Consider the following 21,717-nt stretch of genomic DNA (forward strand, 5'->3'; position numbering starts at 1 on the left):
AGTGACCCGGGTGCTGTGTTGACAAGTACAACACTCTCGGGAGACCCTCCTTCCGTCGGCACAGGAGGGCGACCTTGGAGGGAGGATCGTGCGCCAGGCGCCGGGGCGCCTGTGTATGGCCTTCCGGCCAGAGGTGCACGCGTAGGAGCGAGCCGCGCCTTGTCGCGTTCGCTTCCGTGGCGCCGCAGAAGTTGCAGGTTCGGGGGCTAACAAAGAAAGGTCCTCAATTGAGAAAGTCAATCAGAGGAGCGGCCACGGCACTTGCCACGGCCGTGATTGTGACGGCGTCGATAAGCGTGCCAGGGTTGACGACTTCCTCACAGGCGCAGGCGGCGCCGACGCCCGAGTCGGTGATCGGCTGGGCTCCCTGCGCGGACAACAAGCTCGCCACCTACGAGCAGATCTCCGCCTACTTCCAGAAGCTCGACGAGGCCAGCAACCGCATGCGCCTCTACGACATCGGTAAGACCACCGAAGGCCGCACGCAGCAGTTGTCGATCATCTCGTCGGAGGAGAACCTCGCGCCTGGAAACCTGGCCCGCTACAAGGACATCGCCCGCCGCCTGGCGCTCGCCAAGGATCTCACGGACGATCAGGCCCGCCAGCTCGCGAAGGACGGTAAGTCGATCGTCTGGCTGAGCTACGGAACGCACAGCAACGAGGTCGCCGCGCATCAGGCGGCGCCGCAGGTGGCGTACGAGCTCGTCACCGGGGAATCCCCTGAGATTCGGGCGATCCGCGACAAAGTGATCACGATCGTCGTCCCGAGCATCAACCCCGACGGCGAGACCCAGATGGCGAACTGGTATCAGCAGCAGTTCGGCAAGCCCTGGTCGTTGACGCTGCCCGACATGTATCACAAGTACGCGGGCCACGACGACAACCGCGACCTCGCGATGTTCAACCTGGCGGAGACGCGCAACGTCGGCGCCCAGCTGTACCGCGAGTGGTTCCCGCAGATCGTGTTCGACGCCCACCAGATCGCCGAGTTCCCGGCGCGTATCTTCATCCCCCCGTACAACGATCCGGTGAACCCGAACATCCAGGCGCTGACGGTACGTGGCACCAACCTGGTCGGTTCGGCCATCACCAACCGGCTCTCCGAGGAGGGCAAGTCGGGAGCCATCTCCCACGGCACGTACGACATGTGGTCGAACAGCGGGATGGTCAACACTCCGCGCTACCACAACATGGTGGGCATCCTCGCGGAGGTCGCGCACTCCAACCCGGCTCCGACGACCTACGACCCCAAGAACTTCCCAGCCACCTTCAGGAACGGCGACTCCACCAGCGAGCCCTCGGTGTTCTATCCCCACCCCTACAAGGGCGGTGAGTGGCACCTGAGCGACAGCTGCGACTACCTCAGCAGCGTCAACGTGGGCATGCTCGAGCTGGCGGCCAAGAGGGCGAGCGACTTCCTCTACGACATCTACCAGATGGGCCGTGACGCGATCCAGGCGGGCAAGGACGAGACGTACGTGATCCCGGCGGATCAGGCCGACTACCCGACCGCGGTCAAGTTCGTGAACACCCTGCGGCGAGGCGGGATCGAGGTCGAGCAGGCCACCGCCCCGTTCACCGCGAAGGGTCGCGACTATCCGGCCGGCAGCTTCCTGGCGAGGGGCGCCCAGGCGTTCCGGCCGCACCTGACGGACCTGACGAACCCGCAGAGGTATCCGGACATCCGGCGCTACCCCGGTGGTCCGCTTCAACTCCCGTATGACGTCGCCGGCACCACGCTCGCCATGCAGATGGGCGTCAAGGTCGACAAGATCGGCAGCCGCGTCGAGGCGGCCACCACGCCGGTCGAGCTGGCGACCCCCGCTGCCGGGCAGGTGAGCGGCCAAGGTCCGATCTACGCGCTGGACCCGCGCGTGAACGACTCGTTCATCGCGGTCAACCGGTTGCTCGCGGCGGGCGAGAAGGTGTCCCGCACCAGCTCGCCGGTGACGACGGATCGCGGCTCATGGCCGGCCGGCACGTTCCTGGTCAAGGCCGGAGCGCAGACCCGTGACCTCCTGACCAAGTCCGCCAACGAACTCGGGATCGCCGTCGCCAGTGTGAGCGACGTCCCCGACGCCACGCACGAGCTCAAGGCGCCGCGTGTCGCGCTCTATCAGGCATATGACAACAATGCCGACCGCGGCTGGAACCGATACATCTTCGACACGTTCGAGTTCCCCTACACCCTGCTCAACAACGCCGAGATCCGGACCGGCGGCCTCAAGGACAAGTACGATGTGATCGTCTTGCCGGACGCGTCATTCACGAGCATGCGGGACGGAGTGCGCGCCGGCGGGCTTCCGCCCGAGTTCACCGGTGGCATCACGGACGCCGGCATGGCGAACCTCAAGAAGTTCGTCGAGGACGGTGGCGTCACGGTCGGCATGGACACAGCCTCCCTCCTCCCGGGGAGGGCGTTCGGAGTGCAGGCCACGGATGTCACCGCGGGCCAGCCGGACACCAAGCTGAACATCCCGGGCTCGATCCTGAAGATCAAGGTCGACAACACCCAGCCGCTCGGCTACGGCATGCCGGAGGAGGCCGGGGCGTTCTTCACCGACAGTCCCGCCTTCAGCGTGCCGGAAGGCTCGAACCTGAAGACCGTCGCCCGCTATCCGGCCAACGGGACGCTCCTCAGCGGCTTCCTGCTTGGCGAGGAGATCATCGCCAATACCTCGGCCGTCCTCGACGCGCCGATCGGAAAGGGCCACGCCGTGCTGCTCGGATTCCGCACACAGAACCGCGCTCAGTCCCACGGCACGTACAAATTCCTCTTCAACTCCCTCTACCTGGGTGCCATGAGCTGACCCGGATCGGTGTGAGCGGCAAATGAAGACGCTCGGCTGGGAAATCCCAGCCGAGCGTCTTTTCGTGCCCGCGCCCGCGCCGTCGTCGAACTGTGTGGCTCAGGCCTGCGCGATCGGGGGCAGGCCGGCGATGGCGGCGGCGTACTCCGCGACGAGTTGTCGAACGATGTCGCCCGCCGACCGGACGTCGTCGATCAGGCCGGCGGACTGGCCGGCCTCCACCTTGCCGTTGGCCACGTCGCCGTCGAGGGCCGCCATCTTGAGGGTGGATCCGGTGAACTCGGCACGCCGCCGATCCAGGTCGGCCCCGCCTGCTTCGAGCTCGGCCATCCGCGCGGCGAAGTCATTGGTCAGGGTGCGGATCAGGCCGAGGCCGTGGCCCACCATGCGAGTGTCCTCGACCCCAGCCCTGAGCACGGCGTCCTTGTAGGCGGGGTGGACGTTCGCCTCGATACTGGCGAGGAACCGGGTGCCGAATTGGACCGCACCGGCGCCGAGGCTCAGTGCCGCGGCGAGTCCGGCTCCATCGGCGAATCCACCCGCGGCGATGAGCGGGATCCGCGGTGTCGCCCGCGCCACGGCGCGGAGCATGACCAGGGTGGAGACTCCGGACACCGGGGGATGCCCGCCCGCCTCGCCACCGACGACGACGAGTCCGTCCACTCCTGCCGCGGCGGCCTTGGCTGCGTGCTCCTCCCCCGCCACCACGTGCAGGCAGATGGTTCCGGCGTCCTGGAAACGCCGCAGGTAGCGCTGCGGCCCGCCCTGTGAGGCGATCAGCACGGGTGGGGGCTTGGCCAGCAGGAGTTCGATGACCTCGTCGGCTCCCTTGCGGTACAGGGGCAGGTTCACCGCGAACGGAGCGTCGGTGCCCGCTCGGACGGTGTCGACGGCGCGTTCGAGATCGGGCAGGCGCATCGGCCCGGCCGCGATCACCCCGAGGCCACCCCCGCGGGACACCGCCAGCGGCAGGTCCGCGCTCGATGACGCCCAGGACATGCCGGCCTGCACGATCGGGAGGTCGATGCCCAGCAGTTCCGTGACGGCCGTGTGGATCCTCATCCGGCGCTTTCGCCCATCAGCCGCTCCGCGTAGGACGCGAGCTGCCTCTTCTGGACCTTGGAACTGGCGGTCATGCCGAAGCCCTCGAAGTCCTCGACGATACGCAGGTATCGGGGAACCTTGAAACCGGCCATGTGCCGGCGCGCCCATGCCAGGAGGTCGTCCGGCTCGGCGCGGCAATCCTGGTTGAGGACCACGAAGGCGAACGGGACCTCGATGAGCCGCTCGTCGGGCACTCCCACGACGGCGGCTTGGCGGATCTCGGGATGCCGGTGGAGGATGTCCTCGACCTCGGCCGGCGCGACGTTCTCGCCGCCGACCCGGATCAGGTCCTTCGCCCGTTCGACGAACTCCAGCCGGCCACTGTCATCCAGGCGGCCGAGATCACCGGTGGACAGCCAGCCGTCGGCGCTGAGCGCGTCGGCTGTCTCCTCCGGCCGGTCGAAGTAGCCGAGCATCACGTTCCAGCCCCGGACCAGGATCTCGCCGATGTGACCCGGTGGGAGATCCGCGCCGGTCTGGCGGTCGCGGATCCGCACCTCGACGCCGGGCTGGGGCCGCATGCGGGCCGTCACCCGTACTTCCTCCGGTTCCCACCAGCAGGACTGGGCGACGTTGGGCGAAGCCTCGGACAGGCCGTAACCGGTCACGCACTCGCGCGCGCCCAGTTCGTCGATGACCCGCTGGACGATGGTCGGCGAGGCGGCCACCCAGGCTCCACGGAGCGCGAGCCTGCGCCCGCGGCGATCCGGGTGGTTGAGCAGCATCAGGGCGATGGTGTCATTGCCGGAGAAGTGCGTGCAACGCTCCTCCTCCATGAGTCGCAGCGCCTCGCCCGGTTCGAACCGATCCATGGTCACCAGAGTGGCGACATGCTGGAGGCAGGACAGGACGGACAGGGTGCTGCCGGCCGCGTGGAAGAACGGCCGGGCGCTGTGGTAGCGGTCCGCCGGCCGCAGGCCCATGCGCCCCCCCGAGAAGAAGGCGTCGGCGCACATGCCGCGGTGGGTGAGCAGCACTCCCTTGGGGGTGGAGGTGGTGCCGGAGGTGTACTGGATCAGCAGCACGTCCTCCGGGGAGCAACTCGGCGCCACCCGATGCCGCGCGGCCGCGAGGAAGTCCTGCCACGACCGCGCGGCGCCGGGAACGTCCTCACCGGTCACGATCACGGATCTCAGGTCGGGCAGGGCGGGGTCGGGCAGCGCGTGGTCGACACCGGGGCAGACCTCGCGGAGCATCCGGACGAAGTCGACCCGCAGGAACCGGTCGGCGACGAAGAGGAGCGTGGCACGGGACTGCCGCAGCACGTGGACCACCTCCGCGGCGCGGAAACGGGTGTTCACGGGCACCGTGACAGCGCCCAGGGAGCCGATCGCGAGGAAGAGGGAGACCCATTGAGGTCCGTTGCCGAGGCATACGGCCACATGGTCCCCGTGCCCCACGCCTGCGGCGGCGAGGGCGGCGCGAACACGGGCGACCTCATCGGCCAGCTCCGCGTAGGTGATCCGGCCGCGGGTGGTCACGACGGCCTCGACATCAGGGCCGATGGCGGCCGCGCGGCGCAGGGCGTCCTCGGTGGTGAGGGGGCACAGCCCGGTCAGTTCCATGCCTGCTCCTCCGGTGTGTGGTGGCCGTCGGATTCCTGGACGAACGTCTCGATGCCGCGCTGCCAGTCGCCGTCGGCCAGGCAGCGTTCGATCGCGGCGAGTTCGATGCGGATGCCACGGGACAGATCCGTCTCCTCACCGAGGTCCACGGCCTGCTTGGTGAGGGCGAGGGCGAGAGCCGGCACCTTGGCGATGGTCTCGGCGATCTCCTGGCCGGCCGCCTGCAACTGCTCGGCATCGATGACCCGGGCCACCAGGCCCAGGCCGAGTGCCTCCTGAACGGACATCGCCCGGTTGGTGAACAGCAACTCCTTGGCGCGCCGCTTGCCGATCACCCGCTGCAGGCGCTGGGTGGCGCCGACCGTTCCCCAGTGCGCCTCGGGGAAGCGGAAGGTGGTCTCGGTGGCGGCGATGATGAAGTCGCACGACATGGCGATCTCGCCGCCGGATCCCACGACGGACCCGTGGACCAGGGCGACGACGGGCTTGGCGCAGCGCTCGATCGCTTCGTACGCGGCGAAGGAGGCGAGCCGCCGCCGACGGACCCACGCCGCGTCCCGCCCCTGCCGCTCTTTGAGGTCGGCCCCGGCGCAGAAGGCCGGACCGCTGGCGGTGACCAGTACCGCGCGGACACTGCTGTCCGCGTCGAGCCGTTCGAAGGTCTCCCGCAACGCGAGGCACATCGGCAGGTTCAACGCGTTGCGCGCCTCCGGCCGGTTCAGCACGACGCGGGCGATGCCATCGGTACGGTGGAGCAGGACCGGTGGTTCCTCGGACATGACTAGATCACCCCTGCCGTGCGAAGTTCCGCGATCTGAGCCTCGTCAAGGCCGAGATCCTCCTTGAGGACGCGCTCGGTGTCCGCTCCGATCAGCGGCGGGGTGGAGATCTCCGGTATCTCCGCTCCGATGACCCGCAGTGGCGTCCGCAGCGCGGGGAAGGACCCTTCGGTGGGGTGCGTGAAACGGCCTACCAGGTCCCTGGCGGTCGTATGAGGATCGTGCAGCACCTCACGGACGGTGTTCACCTCACCGGCCGGGACATCCGCCAGCCGCAGCGCCTCCGCGAGCGAGGCACGGTCGCGGAGCGAGATGGCCTGGCGCAGCGCGTCGCTGATCCGGACCCGCGCGGCGAGCCGTCCGGCGTTGCTGAGAAGGGACTCGTCGGCGGCCAGCTCGTCCAGTCGCAGGACGCGGCAGAGGGGGATCCAGTGCTGGTCCCCGGCGCTGATGTGCAGCCAGCGGCCGTCGGCGCACTGGAACGCCTCGGACGGCACTCGCCCGGGATGCGCGGTGCCGGCACGGCCGGTGTCCTCGTCATGGACGAAGAGGCGAGCCGCGGCGAGAGCGAGCAGGCTGACCTGCACGTCCATCATCGCCACGTCCAGGTGGCAGCCTCGTCCATCTCGTCCGGCGGAACGCCCCGCGAGGCCCGCCAGCGAGGCGATGACGGCCCACAGCCCGGAGGTCAGGTCGGAGACCGGTACGCCGGCCTTGGCGGGCGGGCCGTCGGGATGACCGGTGAGCGCGATGATGCCGGAAAGTGCCTGAAAGATCGTGTCGTATCCCTTGCGGGCGCTGTAAGGGCCCGCCTGGCCGAACCCTGTGAGGGACACGTATACCAGGCCGGGATTGTCGAAGGCGAGGGTCTCGTAGCCGAGGCCCATCTTCTCCATCGTGCCCGGGAGGAAGTTCTCCATCACCACGTCGGCCCGGCGGGCGAGTTCGCGGGCCATCTTCTGGCCACGGTGGTCCTTGAGGTTCAAGGTGACGGATCGCTTGCCCCGGTTGAAGGCGAAGAAGTAGGCGCTCTCTCCGTGCGGCAGACGGGGCTCGAAGCGGCGCGTCTCGTCACCGACGGACGGGCGCTCGATCTTGATCACCGTGGCGCCGAGCTCCGCGAGGATCTGGGTCGCCATCGGCCCGGCCAGCACGCGCGTGAAGTCGAGGACGGTGATGCCGTCAAGCGGCTTGATCGCCATCACCCCCGGAAGCCGCGCATGATCGCGTTGACGTCGCGTCCGGCCTGCATCGCCTGCTCGTACGGGAGGTCGGCCACCCGGTAGTACAGGTCCTTGGTGGCGGCCATGGCTCTCGGATTCACCGCCGCCCAGGCGGAAGCGATCTCCAGGCCCGCGTCCAGCGCCAGCTTCCGCTCGGTCACGCGGTTGGCCAGGCCGGCGGCCTGCGCCTCGGCGGCGTTGAGCAGGCGGCCGGTGCTGATCATCTCGAAGGCCAGCTTGCGGCCGATCTGCCGCTGCAGACCGGTCATCACCACGGCGGGGACGAGCGAGTGGCGCAGCTCGGGATAGCCGAAGACCAGATCGTCGGCGGCCACCATCATGTCGCAGCCGATGGCCAGTCCAGCGCCGCCGCCGACGGCCGCGCCTTGGACGACCGAGACGATGGGTTTGCGCAGCCGCTGGAGCAGCATCTGGGTCCGGGTGGTCAGGTCGGCGCGCCGCACTACCGCGTGCCGGCTCTCCGGGGTCAGCTGGGCGAACTCCGACAGGTCGGCGCCGGCGCAGAAGGCGCGCCCCTCGCCGGCCAGGACCACGGCACGAACCGTGTCGTCCTCGTCGGCGGCGCGCAGGGCGTCGTACAGGGCGCGCGTGAGCGCGGTGTTCAGGGCGTTGAGCTTGTCCGGCCGGTTCAAGCGCATGATCCGGACCGCGTCGAGGTCCTCGACCAGCAGGACCGTCTCGCTCGTCGTCTCCTCAGGCGTCGGGGCCTCAGGCATGGGTCGCCACCGCCCGGGGCCCGGCCGCGAAACCGGCGCGGGCCACCATGCTGTGCAACGGGCGGCCCAGCGCTTCCTCGCACATCCGGGAAGCGTTCATCACCGCGTCGAGGTCCAGTCCCGTGTCCTCCCCCATGGCCTCAAGCAGGTTCACCAGATCCTCGGTCGCCACGTTGCCGGTGAGGCCCTGGCCGTACTGGATCCGCGCGGGGTGGCCGCCGACGCCCCCGAAGGAGCTGTCGAAGTGGCGGCAGCCGGCGTCCAGCGCTGCGACGCAGTTCGCCAGAGCCGAACCCCGGGTGTTGTGAAAATGCGCCACCAGGGGCAGGCCGGGGTTCTCGAAGGTCAGGCGGCGGAAGAGCGCGTCCACCGCCGGTGGGGTCGCCATGCCGGTGGTGTCGCCCAGCGTCACCACGTCGATGCCCAGTTCCGCGAAGCGCGTCACGTCCTCGGCGACGCGACCGGGGTCGACCGCGCCCTCGAACGGGCACCCGAAGGCGACCGAGATGACACCGACCAGCCGGAAGCGTCCCGCGGCCAGCCGCACCATCTCACCGATGTTCTCCCACTGCCGCACCCGATTGGTGCGCAGGTTGCGCTCGGTGTGGGATTCGGTGGCCGAGACCAGCAGGCTGAGTTCGTCCGCGCCGTGCCCGGCGTCCAGGTCGTCGATCGCGCGCCGCACCGCACGCGGGTTGGGGCAGGTCGCCTTGAACGCCACCCCGTCGGACCGGTGGAGGCCCGCCAGAACGTCGCTCGCGTCGCGGAAGGCCGGAACATGCGCCGGATTGCTGTAGCTGGTCGCCTCGATGCGCCGGAACCCGGCTGCGGTGAAGGCGTCAAACAACGCCAGTTTGGTTTCGGTCGGCACGAAAACGTCTTCATGCTGTAGCCCGTCACGGGCAAAGCACTCGCATATCGTGACCCGATCGGCCATGCTCACACCACCTCCAGGTTGTCACCTACAGGTGTACCCGCCAGTGTTGATTAAGTCAACACAGGTCGTGATCGGCGACCGGGAGAGTGATCAGCGCTGTTCGGCCCGCTCAAGGGCGCGAGCGAGCGTCGCCAGCTTGGTGAGCGCGGAGTCGAGAACCTCCTGCTCCTGCGGCGTGAGACAGGTGAGAAAGGCGTCGTTGCGCTCGTTCGCGGCTGCGATCAGACCCCCGTACAGAGTCAGCCCACGCCGGGTGAGGGCCAGCTGGGTGGTCCGGCCGGCACCGTTCGCGCGCTGCACCACACCACGTTCGACCAGCTTGGTCACCATGCGGCTCATCTGGCCCTTGTCCAGCGCGGCGCGCCGGGCGAGCTGGTTGAGCGTCAGCGGAGCCTCCGCCCCCAGCAGCGCGATGGTCCGCCACTCGCCCAAGCTCACGTCGAACTCGCGGCGATAGTGCAGCGCGGCGCTCCGCGACATCGAATTCGCGACGCTGTGCAGGCGATACGACAGGATCTCGCTGATCGGCAGGATCGTTCGCGTCTCACCCGCGGGCGCTGCGACCGCGCGCCGTCCGCTCATGGTCACGGCTCACCCCCATTGGCATCCGTTGACTTGACTTCGTCATCGTAACCGAGCCGCTCCGCCCGTCCGCCAACCAGCGGAAGTACGGACTATCCACCGAATCAAGGGCCTTAAGTGGACAATCCGCCACATTGCCCGGCATTCTCCCAGCATGGTCCACTCAATCCACCGGCCAAACGTACTGGACGACGGCTCGGCTGTTGACATTTACAACACCCAGCCGGACACTCATCCAAGGAGCAGGGTAGCCACCGTACGGCGCGCAGCCTTGGAGTGGAAGTGAGAACGTGAGCCATCAGACAGTCCCCAGCCGGAGCTCCGCCGACGGGCGGCCACCCGCGACTCTGCTTGTCGACGGCACCTGGCGCTCGGCCGACACATGCTTCGACGTGGTCGACCCCGCCACGCTGGAGGTCATCGGCCGGGCGGCCGACGCGGCACCGCCGGATGCGCGGGAGGCGCTTGACGCCGCGAGCGCGGCCTTCCCGGGATGGCGGTCGGTGCCGGCCGAGGAACGAGCGGCCCACCTGCGCATCGCCGCGGGGGAGATCCGGAACCGGGCCGATCACCTGGCCGACCTGCTCACCCGGGAGAACGGCAAGCCACTTGCCGAGGCCCGGGGTGAGGTCCTGGCCAGTGCCCGCATGCTGGACTGGAGCGCCGAGGAAGGGCGCAGGACGTACGGACGGGTGACACCACCGGCCGCGAACGGCCCCGGACTCGTCCTGAAGGCCCCGGTAGGCCCCACACTCGCGATCACCCCGTGGAACTTCCCGGCGAGCATGCTGGCGCGCAAGCTCGGCCTCGCGCTCGCCGCCGGCGCGCCGATCATCGCCAAGCCCGCCGAGCAGACGCCGCTGATCGCCGCCGCCCTCGTCCATATCCTCCAGGAGACCGGCCTGCCCACCGGCGTCCTCCAGCTCCTCACCACTTCCCGGCCGGCCGAGGTCGTGGGAGCGCTGCTGGAGGACAGGCGGTTGCGCAAGCTCAGCTTCACCGGCTCGACCGAGGTAGGTCTCGGCCTCGTCCGCGGCACCGGCGGGTGGCTACGCCGGATCTCCTTGGAGATGGGCGGCCACTCTCCGGCGATCGTGTGCGCCGACGCCGACCTGGCAGCCGCCGCGGCGGGCGTGGCAGCGGCCAAGTTCACCAACGCGGGCCAGAGTTGCACGGCGATCAACCGCCTCTACGTGCATCGCGAGGTCCACGACGAGTTCCTGTCCCTGCTCCTGGACAAGGTGGCCGCCCTCAAGCTGGGACACGGCGCCGCGCCGGGCACCACCACCGGGCCGTTGATCGACCAGTACGGGCTGGCCAAGGTCGAGCGCCACGTGCGCGACGCGGTCGCCCACGGCGCGAGGGCTCAGACCGGTGGACGGCAGTGGATCCCGGACCGGGCCGAGCTCAAAGGCGCCTTCTACGAGCCGACCATCCTCACCGGCGTCGACGACACCATGCAGATCTGCCGCGAGGAGACTTTCGGACCGGTGCTGCCCGTCCACGTCGTCGACGACGACCAGGAGGCCGTCGACCGGGCCAACGACACCGACTACGGTCTGGCCGCCTACGCCTTCGCCACGGACTTCCGGCGGATCTGGAAGATCGTCGATGGCTTGAACTTCGGAATCATCGGAATCAACGAACCCGCCCCGGTCCGCCCGGAGCTGCCCTTCGGCGGGATGAAGAACAGCGGCCAGGAACGTGAGGGCGGCAGTGAGGGCATCGAGGCGTACCTGGAGACCAAGTCGGTCGCCTTCAAGCTGTAGCCCCCTGCGACGTGACGGCGCCGATCATGCCCCGCCAGAGCTCCTCATCACCCGGCTCGTCGAGAACGACCGGCAACACGACAGAGGTCACCGACATGAGGACCGCAAGACCCGCGTCGGACCGGGCACGAGCCCTCTCCGAGAGCGACACCCGCTGCCTTATCCACCCGCACACCACGATCGGCGCGCCCACCGCTCCCTTGATCTTCGAGCGGGGCGAAGGCGCGCTCCTGTGGGACGTCGACGGCAACGAGTACCTCGACGGGACCGGCGGGCTGTGGCAGTGCCCGGTCGGGCACGGACGCCGAGAGCTCGCCGAAGTCGCGGCGGAGCAGATCGCGCGGCTGGAGTTCTACTCATCGTTCGGCGACTACTCCAACGAGCCTTCGATCCGGTTGGCGGAACGGCTCCTGCGACTCGCGCCCGCCGGCATGGAACGGGTCTTCTACACCAACGGCGGATCGGAGGGAACCGAGACCGCGATCAAGCTGGCTCGGCTCGCCCAGCACCACGCGGGCACGCCTGAGCGGAACATCATCCTGGCCCGCACCGGCGGGTACCACGGGATGGGCGGCGGCTCGCTCGCCGCCACCGGCATCGACCGGCTCCGCGAGGGATACGGCCCGTTGCTGCCCGGCATCGAGTTCCTGGCCAAGCCGCACGGCCTCGCGCACGGCGAGCGCGCGGCTGACGTGCTCATCGCCGAGCTCGAGGAACGCGTCGAGCGGATCGGCCCGGAGCGGATCGCCGCGTTCATCGGCGAGCCGGTCCTCGGCGTCGGCGGCATGGTGCCGCCGCCGGAGGGCTACTGGCCCCGAGTGCGTGAGCTGCTGCGCAAGCACGACATCCTGCTGATCGCGGACGAGATCGTCACAGCCTTCGGCCGCACCGGCGACTGGTTCGCCTCCCAGCGCTACGGCATCGAGCCCGACCTCATCGTCACCGCCAAGGGCATCTCCAGCGGGTACATCCCGATGGGCGCCGTCCTGGTCGGCCGGCGCGTCCTGGACCTCGCCGACGGGGCCCTGTTCCTGCACGGCTTCACCTACAACGGCCACCCGGTGGGCGCGGCGGTCGCCCTGGCCAACCTCGACATCCTGGAGCGCGAAGGGCTGCTGGAACGGGCCAAGACGGTCGGCCGGCGGATCCTGGACGCTCTCAAGCCCCTTGAGGCTCTGGACCACGTCCTGGAGGTCCGAGGCGTGGGGATGATGCTAGGCGTCGAACTCACCCCCGGTCACGACTCCTCCGGAGTGCAGGCCGGCGCCCGCGCCGACGGCGTGATCGTCCGCGCCACGGGCACCGGCATCGTGCTCTCCCCACCTTTGGTGATCACCGACGAGCAGGTGGACACCCTCATCCACGTCGTGACGGCGCGGATCAAGGCGGTCGGGAGCTGATCCCGCCCCTCCCCTCGCCTTGCGACCGGCGAAGTCAACCCGGCCGTTCTTCCTCGGACGCGGACCGGAAACGCATCCAGCACCTGTGGAGGCAGTCATGCAACGAACAAAACTCCTCGCGATCCCACTCGTCGGGACCGTCATGTCCCTTCTCGCGGCCTGTGGTGGCTCGGCCGGCACCACCGCCACCCCCCAAGCGCTGACGTTCGTGTCGTACGGGGCGGGGGCCTACCAGAACGGCCAGCAGCAGGCGTGGGTCGACCCGTTCCAGAAGCAGAAGGGTGTCAAGATCACCATCGACGCCCCCTCGGACAACGCGAAGCTCAAGACCATGGTCGAGGCCGGCAAGGTCACCTGGGACGTGGTGGACACCGACCCGTTCTTCGCCATGAAGTACTGCGGGAAGTACACCGACACCATCGACGTCGGCGATCTGAAGCCGAACTTCCCGCCCGGAACGCTGAGCGACTGCGCTGTCCCGGCGGCCTTCTTCGGGCTGATCTTCATGTACAACACCAATACCTACGGCACGAACCCGCCGACCAGACTCGCCGACTTCTTCGACGCGAAGAAGTTCCCCGGCAAGCGGTCCATCAGCGGTTCGATTCCCACCAACGGCCGCCTTGAGGCGGCCCTCCTGGCCGACGGGGTCGCGCCTGACCAGCTCTACCCGCTGGACATCAAGCGCGCCCTGGAGGTCTACGGCCGGGTCAAGCCCGACATCGCCTTCGCGCAGACCTATGGCCAGCAGCAACAGACCATGGTCGGAAACCAGGCCGACCTCGCGCTGCTGCCGAGCGCGCGGGCCTACTCGGTGCTGAAGGCCGGCGGCACCTCCTGGAAGCCGGTGTGGGACAAGGTGCCGGTGACCTGGGACGCCCTGGTCATCCCCAAGGGCAGCCCGCACAAGGACCTTGCCCAGCAGTTCATCCAGTTCGCCTCACAGCCCGCGCAGGCGCAGGGCTTCGCCAACCTGTCCGGCATCGGCGCGGCGAACACCGCCGCCACCGGGAGCAGCACGGGGCTGATGGCGGAGGTCGACCCGTTCACCGCCGAGCGCAAGCCCAAGCAGGTGCTCCTCAACGCCGACTGGTGGGCGCAGAACATCGACAACGTCACGGCGGCCTGGACCAACTGGATGTCGGGCTGAGTCGCCGATGGCTACCACCATGGCAACGGCGTCGTCGGACACGATCCGTGTCCGACGCACCGCCGTGCGAGCCTGGGTCGGCTGGTTCGTCCTGCCCGCGACGGCCCTGCTCCTCGTGTTCTTCTTCTATCCGCTCGTCATCATCATCTGGCGCAGCTTCAGCGATCCGCAGGTGGGGCTGAGTAACTACACCGCCCTGCTCAACGACGACGTCTCGGTCAGGGTGCTGGCGCGCACGCTCTACACGGCGCTGATCGTCGCCTTGTGCACGCTGCTCATCTCCTACCCGTACGCGTACGCGATGACCAAGGCGGGCCGCCGGGCACGCGGGGTCATGACCGTGCTGGTGCTGCTGCCGTTCTGGACCAGCCTCATGGCCCGGAACTTCGCCTGGTACCTGCTGGAGCAGCGTGGTGGCCTGATCGAGCAACTGCTCGCCGCTGTGGGCATACCCGGGGTCGTCCTGCTCGGCTCGGTCACAGGAGCCGCCGTGGCGATGGTCCAGGTCATGCTGCCCTACATGGTGCTGTCGCTCTACAGTTCGATGGAGAACATCGACCGGCGACTGCTTGACGCGGCCTGCAGCCTCGGCGCACCACGCCTGACCGCCTTCCGGAAGGTGTACCTGCCGCTGTCCCTGCCAGGCGTGCTCTCCGGTTTCTCCCTGGTGTTCATCATGACACTCGGCTTCTACATCACCCCGACCCTGCTCGGCTCCCCTCAGCAGGCGCTGGTCTCACAGCTGATCGCGAGCCGGGTGAACGGCCTGCTGGACTTCGGCGGGGGCGGGGCACTGGGCGCGGTGCTTCTCGTGATCACGCTGCTGGTGCTGTTCACGGTCGGCAGGACCGTGCGGCCGGCGGCCGCGCTGCCCCAGGCGGTCGACCGTGGCTAGGCCGAGCGCGCGAAGCGCGAGCGAGCCGGGCGTGGGCTGGGGCCTGCGCGTCTGGTCCGCAGGGGTGATCGTGCTGCTGCTCGCCCCTACCGTCGTGGTCATCCCGATGAGCTTCTCCGCCTCGGAGACCTTCCAGTTTCCTCCTGAGCACTGGTCGCTCCGCTGGTACCAGGAGTTCTTCACCTCCCCGGCGTGGATGTCCTCGTTGGTCACCTCACTGGAGGTCGGCCTGCTGGTCGCCGCGCTGGCGACCGTGCTCGGAGTGCTGGCGGCGTTCGGCCTGGACCGGGCCCGGTTCAACGGCCGGGAGGCGATCCGATCCCTGATCATGGCACCGATGATCATGCCGGGCATCGTGGTCGCGATCGCCGTGTACGCGGTGTTCCTGCGCTGGCATCTCACCGGCACGCTGAGCGGTTTCGTGATGGCCCACACCGCGCTGGCCGTGCCATTCGTGATCACCACGGTGACCACCAGCCTGTCGGGTTACGACCGGACCGTCGAGGCCGCGGCGGCCAGCCTGGGCGCCGGCCCCGTGGCGACCTTCCATCGGATCACGCTGCCGCTCCTGCTGCCCGGCGTGCTGTCCGGGTTCGTTTTCGCCTTCGTCACCTCGCTGGACGAGGTCGTCGTCGCACTGTTCCTGCAAACACCCGACGTCCGTACCATCCCCGTCCAGATGTACGACAGCATCATGCTGCAGATCGATCCGACCATCGCCGCGGCATCCAGCCTGATCGTCCTGGTCACCACCATCGTCCTGCTGATCCCGCTATTCGTGAGACGCCGGAGTCACTCATGACCCCCCAGCCCACACCGCCCACCGATGCTCACGGCATCCGGATCAAAGGCGTGACCAAGGTCTACCCCGGCCAGCCGAGCCCTGCCGCCGATGACATCTCCCTGGACATCGCGCCAGGTGAGTTCATGACCTTCCTCGGGCCAAGCGGCTCAGGCAAGACCACCATGCTGTCCATGATCGCCGGTCTGACCTCTCTCTCCTCGGGCGGCATCTGGATCGACGGCCAGGACATCAGCCGGCTCAAGCCGCACAAGCGCAACCTCGGCGTCGTGTTCCAGCAGTACGCGCTCTTTCCGCACCTGAGCGTGGCCAAGAACGTCGCCTTCCCGCTTGAGCAGCGCCGTGTGCCCAAGGACGAGATTCACCGAAGGGTGCGCGAGGTGCTCGACCTCGTCCACCTCGGACCGTTCGCCGAACGCCTGCCCCGGCAGCTGTCCGGCGGGCAACAGCAGCGGGTCGCGCTCGCCCGCGCCGTGGTCTACGAACCGCGTGCCCTGCTGATGGACGAGCCGCTCGGCGCCCTCGACAAGAAGCTCCGCGACCAGCTTCGCGGTGAGATCGCGCGGATGCACCGCGAGCTCAAGATGACCTTCATCTTCGTCACTCACGACCAGGAGGAGGCGCTCACCCTCTCCGACCGCATCGCGGTCTTCAACGAGGGTCGGGTCGAGCAGCTCGGAACCCCCACCGAGCTCTACGAGCACCCGGCGACCCTGTTCGTCGCGCAGTTCATCGGCGAGTCCAACACGTTCACCGGCACTCTCAACCGCGCCGACGCCGTACTCGACTGCGGCGCGTTCACCCTTCGAGCCGACCCCGGTGACACCCCTGTGAGCGGCACCTCCAGCGTCGTGGTGGTGCGGCCCGAACGGCTCACCCTGCACCCGGGCGACACCCCCGTCCGCCCGGATCACAACGTGGTCGACGCGGTCGTCACCGAGATCCTCTATGTCGGCGACCATCACCGGATCGGCCTGCGCTTTCCCGACGGCGGCAGCGGGTCGGCCGTGTGCTCGGTCGCCGAGCAGCTCCCCGCCCTGCCCGGCCGGCCTGTCCAGGCGAGCTGGGACCCGGAGCACCAGACCGTGGTGCCCGCGCACGGCGCCGACCGGGAATCGTCCGGCCCCGAGCTCGCGGAACAACCCGTGGACGCCATTCATGGTCTTCACGACCAGGGCGTCCGTCCGACCTACGGAGGAGTCGTCTGATGGAAGCGTCGAATCAGCACGCCGCGGACTCACTGGGCCTCGAACCGTCGGAGATGCGGCGCCTGGGATACCGGGTCGTGGACCTGGTGGTGGACCACTTCGAGCGTAAGGCGCTGGGGCCGGCTGTTCACACCGGCACGCCCGACGGCCTGTGGGCCGCCCTGGGTGGGCCGGTGCCTGACCTGCCCGGGGATCCCGAGAAGGCGATCACGACGCTCGCCGAGGTCGCCATGGCCCACATGCAGCACGGCGACCACCCGCGTTTCTTCGCGCGGGTTCCCGGTCCGTCCTCTTTCGCGGCCGTGCTGGGTGAATGGCTGGGGATCGGGCACAATGCGATCGCGTCGTCGTGGGCCACGGGCTCCGGTCCCACGACCGTGGAGCTCGTCGTCATCGACTGGCTTCGCACCCTTCTCGGCATGCCGGAGGAGACCGAAGGGGTGCTGCTCAGCGGTGGCTCGATGGCGAACCTCACTGCGTTCGGCGCGGCGCGCGCCGTGTGCGGTGACGGTGTCGCCTACCTGACCGACCAGACACACGCGGCCCTCACCCGCGACCTGCAGGCACTCGGCTTCCCGCCGGAGCACGTGCGCGTGCTGCCCAGCGACGAGAGTTTCCGGTTCTCGATGCCGGTGTTGGCGGCGGCGGTGGCGGAGGACAGAGCTGCCGGGCGACGTCCCCTCATGGTCGTCGCCACGGCCGGCACGACCAACACCGGAACCGTCGACCCGTTGCCGGAGATCGCGGACTTCTGCGCGTCGGAGGATCTCTGGTTCCATGTCGATGGCGCCTATGGCGCTCCTGCCGCTCTGAGCGAGCCGGGACGCGCGGTCCTGCGCGGCATCGAACGCGCGGACTCACTCGTGCTTGATCCGCACAAGTGGCTGTTCCAGCCGTACGACGTGGGTTGCGTCCTCGTCAGACGTCCTGGCGCCCTGAGACGGGCATTCTCCATCAACGCCGAGTACATCAAGGACGTGCAGTCCGTGAACGGCGAGGTGGACTTCCGTGACCGGTCGCTGGAGCTCACCCGCCGCTCGCGGGCGCTCAAGCTGTGGCTGACCTTCCGGATCCACGGGTCGGACAGGATCCGGGCCGCGATCACGCGCTGCATCGAGCTGGCGGAGTTCGCGGAGGAGGTGCTCCGCGGCAGCGATGACTGGGAGATCGTCACGCCGGCCCAGGTCGGCATCGTGACCTTCGCGCTGCGTGGGGCCGACGAAGAAACGCAGGCGGCCCGCGCCGCCGCGCTCGTCGCCAGCGGTTATGCCGCTGTCACCCCCACGACGCTGAGGGGACGCAGCGTTCTGCGGCTCTGCACCATCAACCCGACCACTACGGAGGACGACATCGTCGGCACCCTTGACCGGCTTGCCGGCCGGAGCTGACGTCCGGCCGGAGCTGACGTGAGGACCCAGTCGAATTCGGACGACTGTTGACGGCGAAGGTGAGAAAGCAGCAACTCCCTCTTGACATATTGCCCTCCACATGCCGCATGGCGATTATCGGTAGTTATCTGAGCTCTCATGCCGATATGTCCGGGAGGCGATCATGCTCGGTGGAAGGATGCCCGTGGCGCAACTGGTCACGATGGTGCACGGCCTTCCCGCACGGCAGGCGGCCGATCTCTTGATGTCGCTCCCCGCCGATCGGCTGGACGCCACGCTCGCCGCGATGAGGCTCGCGGACATCGTCAAGGTGCTGGAAGCGGTGCAGCCGGACCGCCAGGACGGGATTCTGGCGAAGTTGTCCCCTGAGCAGATCGCCGGCCTGCTGCGGTCAGTGCCGGCCGGGCAAGCGGCCCGGCTGTTGTCGTCGCTGCCCCGTGACCGGATCGTCGCGGTGGCGAAAGGCCTGCCCGCCTCAGAGGTTCCGATGCTGCTGGAGGTCCTGCGCCCGGAGCACCAAGAGGCGGTGCTGGAGGCGATGGATCCACAGTGGGCCGGCAAGGTGGTGGCGAGGAGGTACGAGCGCGGCGTCGCGCAGGCTCTCGCTCGCACCAACGTCAAGGTCGCGTCCCTCGACGGGGGGCAGAGTGACGCTCTGCTCGTGGAGGTTCTCGACAGGTTCATCGTGGTCACCGTCCATCACCACGAGCACGGACTGCTCACGCTGCACGACCTGCGAAAAGCGGAGGAGACGGCCCACCGGACACAGGCCAGGGGCGCGCTCGCGGTCAGCAACGTGCCACTCTCAAGGGAGGTCGTCGAATACCACCGCGAAGCCCTCCGCTGGGGCAGGCTCATCAACGCGGTCACCTGGGTGGATCCGAGCCACGACGGCCTCCTCGCGCGCATGCTGGTCGGGCTCGTCCGCTGACCGACCCGGGTGTGTCGGTCAGCGCGCATCATACGGTGAGCCACCCGCAGCCTCCGCGTCGAAGTCGATGCCAGCCGTATGAGGCATCGACAGCGGACAACGGGGCCTTCAGCCGATGTACGGCTCAGTCGCCGCAAGACGGCTGTGGGCTGTTCGCACAGGTCACGGTCTGTGTCGCCGCTGATCCAGACTCTCCCCGGATTGCCTTACGAGCGAGGGGTCACGCCGCCATCACAGCCACCGACACCGTGGCCTACCTCCACAACGGCCACCCGGCCACCTAGTGCTCGTCTCGCATCGTTGGCTGGGTTATCGAAGAGTGGCCCGCTGCTTGCTGTAGCGTCGGCAGGACCGCGTCAGCGGTTGCCGTTAACCAGTGGCGTCCCCGCGGACGAGTCTCATAGCCTGTGCGCCCGTGGCTGATGATCCGAAGATGCGCCCGGAGCGACGTGACCTCGGCCAGGTTTTCAACGAGGTGCCGGAGCTCTACGACCGGGTCCGGCCTGGATACCCCGACGAGTTGTTCGCGGACCTTGGCAGCGTCACCGGGATGGACGAAAGGTCGTCGGTGCTGGAGGTGGGCTGCGGTACCGGTCAGGCGACGCGCTCGCTGGCAGCGCTCGGATGCTCGGTGACCGCGGTCGAGCCGGGCGGGGAAATGGCCGCACTCGCGTGCCAGCGGCTCGCCGGCTTCCCCAATGTCGGAGTCGAGAGATCGACGTTTGAGGAGTGGGACGACCGCGGTGGACGCTTCGATGTCCTCGTGGCTGCATCCTCGTGGCACTGGGTCGACCCGTCGATTGGCTGGCAGCGAGCGCACGACCTGCTCCATCCCGGAGGCTGGGTGGCGCTGCTCGGCAACGTCGTCGTCCGCCGGCCGGGAGAGCCCGAGGTGTACGCCGAGACCGCCGATCTCCACGAGCGGTTCTGCCCCGGGAACCCTGGTTGGGGTCATCCGCCACTGGAGGACGACGTTCGCACCACCGACGAGGGTTGGGGTCTGGCCGACGATCCCGGCGGCTTGTTCGGCCCGACGATCGTGCGCTGGTACCCGACCGTTCAGTGGTTCAACGGGGACGGCTTCGCCGATCTCCTTCGCTCGACGTCGCTGTACCGCAGGCTCGACCGCGACGTCCGTGAGTCCCTGCTCGACGCCATCGCCGAGCGCATTCGCACGCGGATGGACGACCGAGTATCACGCCGTTATCTGAGCGTCCTCCGTGTCGGACAGCGCGCCGAGTGAGTCCAGGATGGTCGCCAGTGGCTTGTCATGCAGCCTTGGCCCGGTAGCCGGTCCATGATCGGCTCGGTGAGCCCGGGGGGCAACGAGGCCCGCTGACGGCGGGCGGGCATCAACCAGCCAACCCGTCAACGGGTGGGCGGCCAGAGTGCCCCACGCGCCGGTGCTCCCGGTCCACGGGCAACTCGCAGGCACGAGTATAGGAACACCCACTTCCAGGTGGGCAAACCACACCACCAGGCAACCGGCCAAAGGGGCGGGTCACGGCATGTCGCCCGCAGTGGAGGGGAGGTTCTCTCTGGTAGACGGCGGCTACCCGCAGCAACATCCCTTGCTCGACGGCCTCCCGCTCCGTGGTGGCCATGGCAGTGTCCCCGCTGACCTTATGACGGAGGCGGATCGTGCCATCGTCGTCCACGCTCACATGGCATTCAGGGATCTCGGGGGCGTCGCGGAGGGGCATGCTCGGAGGGTAAGACGCACCTTGGCGCATCGTGAACGAAGGTGCTTCAAGATGCTTCTGTACCCGAGCTGCAAGCGGCACCGAGCATCTCAGAGCATCTTGCTGGCTAGCCGTCTGGCGAGGTGCCTGCCAGGGCGTTCTCGATGAGGTTGCGGGCTTGGCGTCCATACACGGCCGCATCGGCGAGGCGGGCGAAGATCTTCAGGTACGTGCCGACTTCGCCCGCCTGCGTGATGGTCAACGCTGCGGTGAACGTTTCGACGGAAACCCACCGGTCATCGAAGACCCAGAAGCCGTGAACCCGGGCAACCGGGTGAACGACGTCGAACGGGATGACGCCGACATGGATGGCGCGCATCGTGGACGACACCGCCAGCTTCTCCAACTGCCCCATGTGCACCTCGGCAGGGCATAGACGTAGCCGCAAGGCACCCTCACCCCCCACCAGGCCGCCGCCGTCCACGTCACCGACCCTGAGCTCGCCGCGTTCGCGTTCTGCGCCCCGGACGAGGCACAGGTCCGGCTACGGCCGTAGGTATGGACGAGGCTGGCCGCCGCCATCACAGCCACCGACACCGGCACCGTGGCCTACCTCCACAACGGCCACCCCGCCACCTAGCCCTCGGCATGGCCCCTCACGTAACCGGCCTGACCGGGCTAAACCCACCCTTCAAAACGGCCCGCTCACGTGTCGCGTGATCGCGAACCCTGCCCAATCCCGAGGTTGCCGCCAT

The 21,717-nt window shown here is 68.5% G+C and carries 18 protein-coding genes; 10 read left to right on the forward strand and 8 right to left on the reverse strand.

Annotated elements, in window-relative coordinates; genetic code table 11:
* The first annotated feature begins 305 nt into the window (after positions 1 to 305).
* Entirely contained in the window at positions 306 to 2,810 is a 2,505-nt protein-coding gene (locus DQW85_RS20035; RefSeq protein WP_113701823.1) for a M14 family metallopeptidase, read from the forward strand.
* A gap of 99 nt (positions 2,811 to 2,909) precedes the next feature.
* Here DQW85_RS20035 and DQW85_RS20040 read toward each other — a convergent pair whose 3' ends face one another.
* The 7 genes from DQW85_RS20040 to DQW85_RS20070 all read right to left on the reverse strand — a co-directional run bounded on the left by DQW85_RS20040 (position 2,910) and on the right by DQW85_RS20070 (position 9,737).
* Positions 2,910 to 3,872, reverse strand: a complete 963-nt coding sequence (locus tag DQW85_RS20040) for an NAD(P)H-dependent flavin oxidoreductase (RefSeq protein ID WP_113701824.1) — start codon at positions 3,870 to 3,872, stop codon at positions 2,910 to 2,912.
* Positions 3,869 to 5,479 carry an AMP-binding protein gene (locus DQW85_RS20045; protein ID WP_113701825.1) on the reverse strand — a complete coding sequence of 537 codons (1,611 nt, stop codon included), beginning with the start codon at positions 5,477 to 5,479 and terminating at the stop codon, positions 3,869 to 3,871. Before DQW85_RS20045 ends, DQW85_RS20040 begins: the two co-directional genes overlap by 4 nt.
* Positions 5,470 to 6,258: an enoyl-CoA hydratase/isomerase family protein gene (locus tag DQW85_RS20050; protein WP_113701826.1), complete on the reverse strand. Its 789-nt coding sequence runs from the start codon at positions 6,256 to 6,258 to the stop codon at positions 5,470 to 5,472. Before DQW85_RS20050 ends, DQW85_RS20045 begins: the two co-directional genes overlap by 10 nt.
* A 2-nt stretch (positions 6,259 to 6,260) precedes the next feature.
* Positions 6,261 to 7,460, reverse strand: coding sequence for a CaiB/BaiF CoA transferase family protein (locus DQW85_RS20055; RefSeq protein ID WP_113701852.1), 1,200 nt, complete (start codon positions 7,458 to 7,460; stop codon positions 6,261 to 6,263).
* Positions 7,460 to 8,218, reverse strand: a complete 759-nt coding sequence (locus tag DQW85_RS20060) for an enoyl-CoA hydratase/isomerase family protein (RefSeq protein WP_113701827.1) — start codon at positions 8,216 to 8,218, stop codon at positions 7,460 to 7,462. The genes DQW85_RS20055 and DQW85_RS20060 overlap by 1 nt, the downstream gene beginning before the upstream one ends.
* A complete protein-coding gene (locus DQW85_RS20065) occupies positions 8,211 to 9,155 on the reverse strand; it encodes a hydroxymethylglutaryl-CoA lyase (RefSeq protein WP_113701828.1) in 945 nt (314 codons plus the stop codon). The genes DQW85_RS20060 and DQW85_RS20065 overlap by 8 nt, the downstream gene beginning before the upstream one ends.
* 90 nt (positions 9,156 to 9,245) lie before the next feature.
* The gene (locus DQW85_RS20070; RefSeq protein WP_113701829.1) at positions 9,246 to 9,737 is read right to left on the reverse strand and encodes a MarR family winged helix-turn-helix transcriptional regulator; all 492 of its coding nucleotides are present in this window, start codon (positions 9,735 to 9,737) and stop codon (positions 9,246 to 9,248) included.
* Between the two features lie 290 nt (positions 9,738 to 10,027).
* On the opposite strand from DQW85_RS20070, the gene DQW85_RS20075 reads away from it, so the two are divergent.
* The 9 genes from DQW85_RS20075 to DQW85_RS20115 all read left to right on the forward strand — a co-directional run bounded on the left by DQW85_RS20075 (position 10,028) and on the right by DQW85_RS20115 (position 20,523).
* Positions 10,028 to 11,506, forward strand: coding sequence for an NAD-dependent succinate-semialdehyde dehydrogenase (locus tag DQW85_RS20075; protein ID WP_113701830.1), 1,479 nt, complete (start codon positions 10,028 to 10,030; stop codon positions 11,504 to 11,506).
* A 95-nt stretch (positions 11,507 to 11,601) separates the two neighbouring features.
* Positions 11,602 to 12,906 (forward strand): aminotransferase family protein, encoded by a 1,305-nt coding sequence (locus DQW85_RS20080; RefSeq protein WP_113701831.1) that lies wholly within the window; start codon positions 11,602 to 11,604, stop codon positions 12,904 to 12,906.
* 97 nt (positions 12,907 to 13,003) lie between these two features.
* On the forward strand, positions 13,004 to 14,056 hold the full coding sequence (locus tag DQW85_RS20085; protein ID WP_113701832.1) for an extracellular solute-binding protein: 1,053 nt from the start codon (positions 13,004 to 13,006) through the stop codon (positions 14,054 to 14,056).
* Positions 14,057 to 14,075: 19 nt separating this feature from the next.
* Entirely contained in the window at positions 14,076 to 14,951 is an 876-nt protein-coding gene (locus tag DQW85_RS20090) for an ABC transporter permease (protein WP_113701853.1), read from the forward strand.
* Positions 14,944 to 15,753 carry an ABC transporter permease gene (locus tag DQW85_RS20095; protein ID WP_205315258.1) on the forward strand — a complete coding sequence of 270 codons (810 nt, stop codon included), beginning with the start codon at positions 14,944 to 14,946 and terminating at the stop codon, positions 15,751 to 15,753. The genes DQW85_RS20090 and DQW85_RS20095 overlap by 8 nt, the downstream gene beginning before the upstream one ends.
* Positions 15,750 to 16,961, forward strand: coding sequence for an ABC transporter ATP-binding protein (locus DQW85_RS20100; protein WP_113701833.1), 1,212 nt, complete (start codon positions 15,750 to 15,752; stop codon positions 16,959 to 16,961). Before DQW85_RS20095 ends, DQW85_RS20100 begins: the two co-directional genes overlap by 4 nt.
* Positions 16,961 to 18,349: a pyridoxal phosphate-dependent decarboxylase family protein gene (locus DQW85_RS20105; RefSeq protein ID WP_113701834.1), complete on the forward strand. Its 1,389-nt coding sequence runs from the start codon at positions 16,961 to 16,963 to the stop codon at positions 18,347 to 18,349. The genes DQW85_RS20100 and DQW85_RS20105 overlap by 1 nt, the downstream gene beginning before the upstream one ends.
* Positions 18,350 to 18,512: 163 nt before the next feature.
* Positions 18,513 to 19,280: a magnesium transporter MgtE N-terminal domain-containing protein gene (locus DQW85_RS20110; protein WP_113701835.1), complete on the forward strand. Its 768-nt coding sequence runs from the start codon at positions 18,513 to 18,515 to the stop codon at positions 19,278 to 19,280.
* 475 nt (positions 19,281 to 19,755) lie between these two features.
* Positions 19,756 to 20,523, forward strand: coding sequence for a class I SAM-dependent methyltransferase (locus tag DQW85_RS20115; RefSeq protein WP_205315259.1), 768 nt, complete (start codon positions 19,756 to 19,758; stop codon positions 20,521 to 20,523).
* Positions 20,524 to 21,089: 566 nt separating this feature from the next.
* Here the strand turns inward: DQW85_RS20115 and DQW85_RS20120 are convergent.
* Positions 21,090 to 21,377 carry a Scr1 family TA system antitoxin-like transcriptional regulator gene (locus DQW85_RS20120; protein ID WP_162795150.1) on the reverse strand — a complete coding sequence of 96 codons (288 nt, stop codon included), beginning with the start codon at positions 21,375 to 21,377 and terminating at the stop codon, positions 21,090 to 21,092.
* Positions 21,378 to 21,717 lie beyond the last annotated feature (340 nt).

This window comes from Nonomuraea lactucae (assembly GCF_003313395.1).
GTDB classification, from domain to species: domain Bacteria; phylum Actinomycetota; class Actinomycetes; order Streptosporangiales; family Streptosporangiaceae; genus Nonomuraea; species Nonomuraea lactucae.

Coding starts and splice junctions, on each gene's coding strand:
- DQW85_RS20040 (WP_113701824.1), bottom strand. CDS start 3,872: ATGAGGATCCACACGGCCGTCACGGAACTGCTGGGCATCGACCTCCCG.
- DQW85_RS20045 (WP_113701825.1), bottom strand. CDS start 5,479: ATGGAACTGACCGGGCTGTGCCCCCTCACCACCGAGGACGCCCTGCGC.
- DQW85_RS20050 (WP_113701826.1), bottom strand. CDS start 6,258: ATGTCCGAGGAACCACCGGTCCTGCTCCACCGTACCGATGGCATCGCC.
- DQW85_RS20055 (WP_113701852.1), bottom strand. CDS start 7,460: ATGGCGATCAAGCCGCTTGACGGCATCACCGTCCTCGACTTCACGCGC.
- DQW85_RS20060 (WP_113701827.1), bottom strand. CDS start 8,218: ATGCCTGAGGCCCCGACGCCTGAGGAGACGACGAGCGAGACGGTCCTG.
- DQW85_RS20065 (WP_113701828.1), bottom strand. CDS start 9,155: ATGGCCGATCGGGTCACGATATGCGAGTGCTTTGCCCGTGACGGGCTA.
- DQW85_RS20070 (WP_113701829.1), bottom strand. CDS start 9,737: ATGAGCGGACGGCGCGCGGTCGCAGCGCCCGCGGGTGAGACGCGAACG.
- DQW85_RS20080 (WP_113701831.1), top strand. CDS start 11,602: ATGAGGACCGCAAGACCCGCGTCGGACCGGGCACGAGCCCTCTCCGAG.
- DQW85_RS20085 (WP_113701832.1), top strand. CDS start 13,004: ATGCAACGAACAAAACTCCTCGCGATCCCACTCGTCGGGACCGTCATG.
- DQW85_RS20090 (WP_113701853.1), top strand. CDS start 14,076: ATGGCAACGGCGTCGTCGGACACGATCCGTGTCCGACGCACCGCCGTG.
- DQW85_RS20100 (WP_113701833.1), top strand. CDS start 15,750: ATGACCCCCCAGCCCACACCGCCCACCGATGCTCACGGCATCCGGATC.
- DQW85_RS20105 (WP_113701834.1), top strand. CDS start 16,961: ATGGAAGCGTCGAATCAGCACGCCGCGGACTCACTGGGCCTCGAACCG.
- DQW85_RS20110 (WP_113701835.1), top strand. CDS start 18,513: ATGCTCGGTGGAAGGATGCCCGTGGCGCAACTGGTCACGATGGTGCAC.
- DQW85_RS20120 (WP_162795150.1), bottom strand. CDS start 21,377: ATGGGGCAGTTGGAGAAGCTGGCGGTGTCGTCCACGATGCGCGCCATC.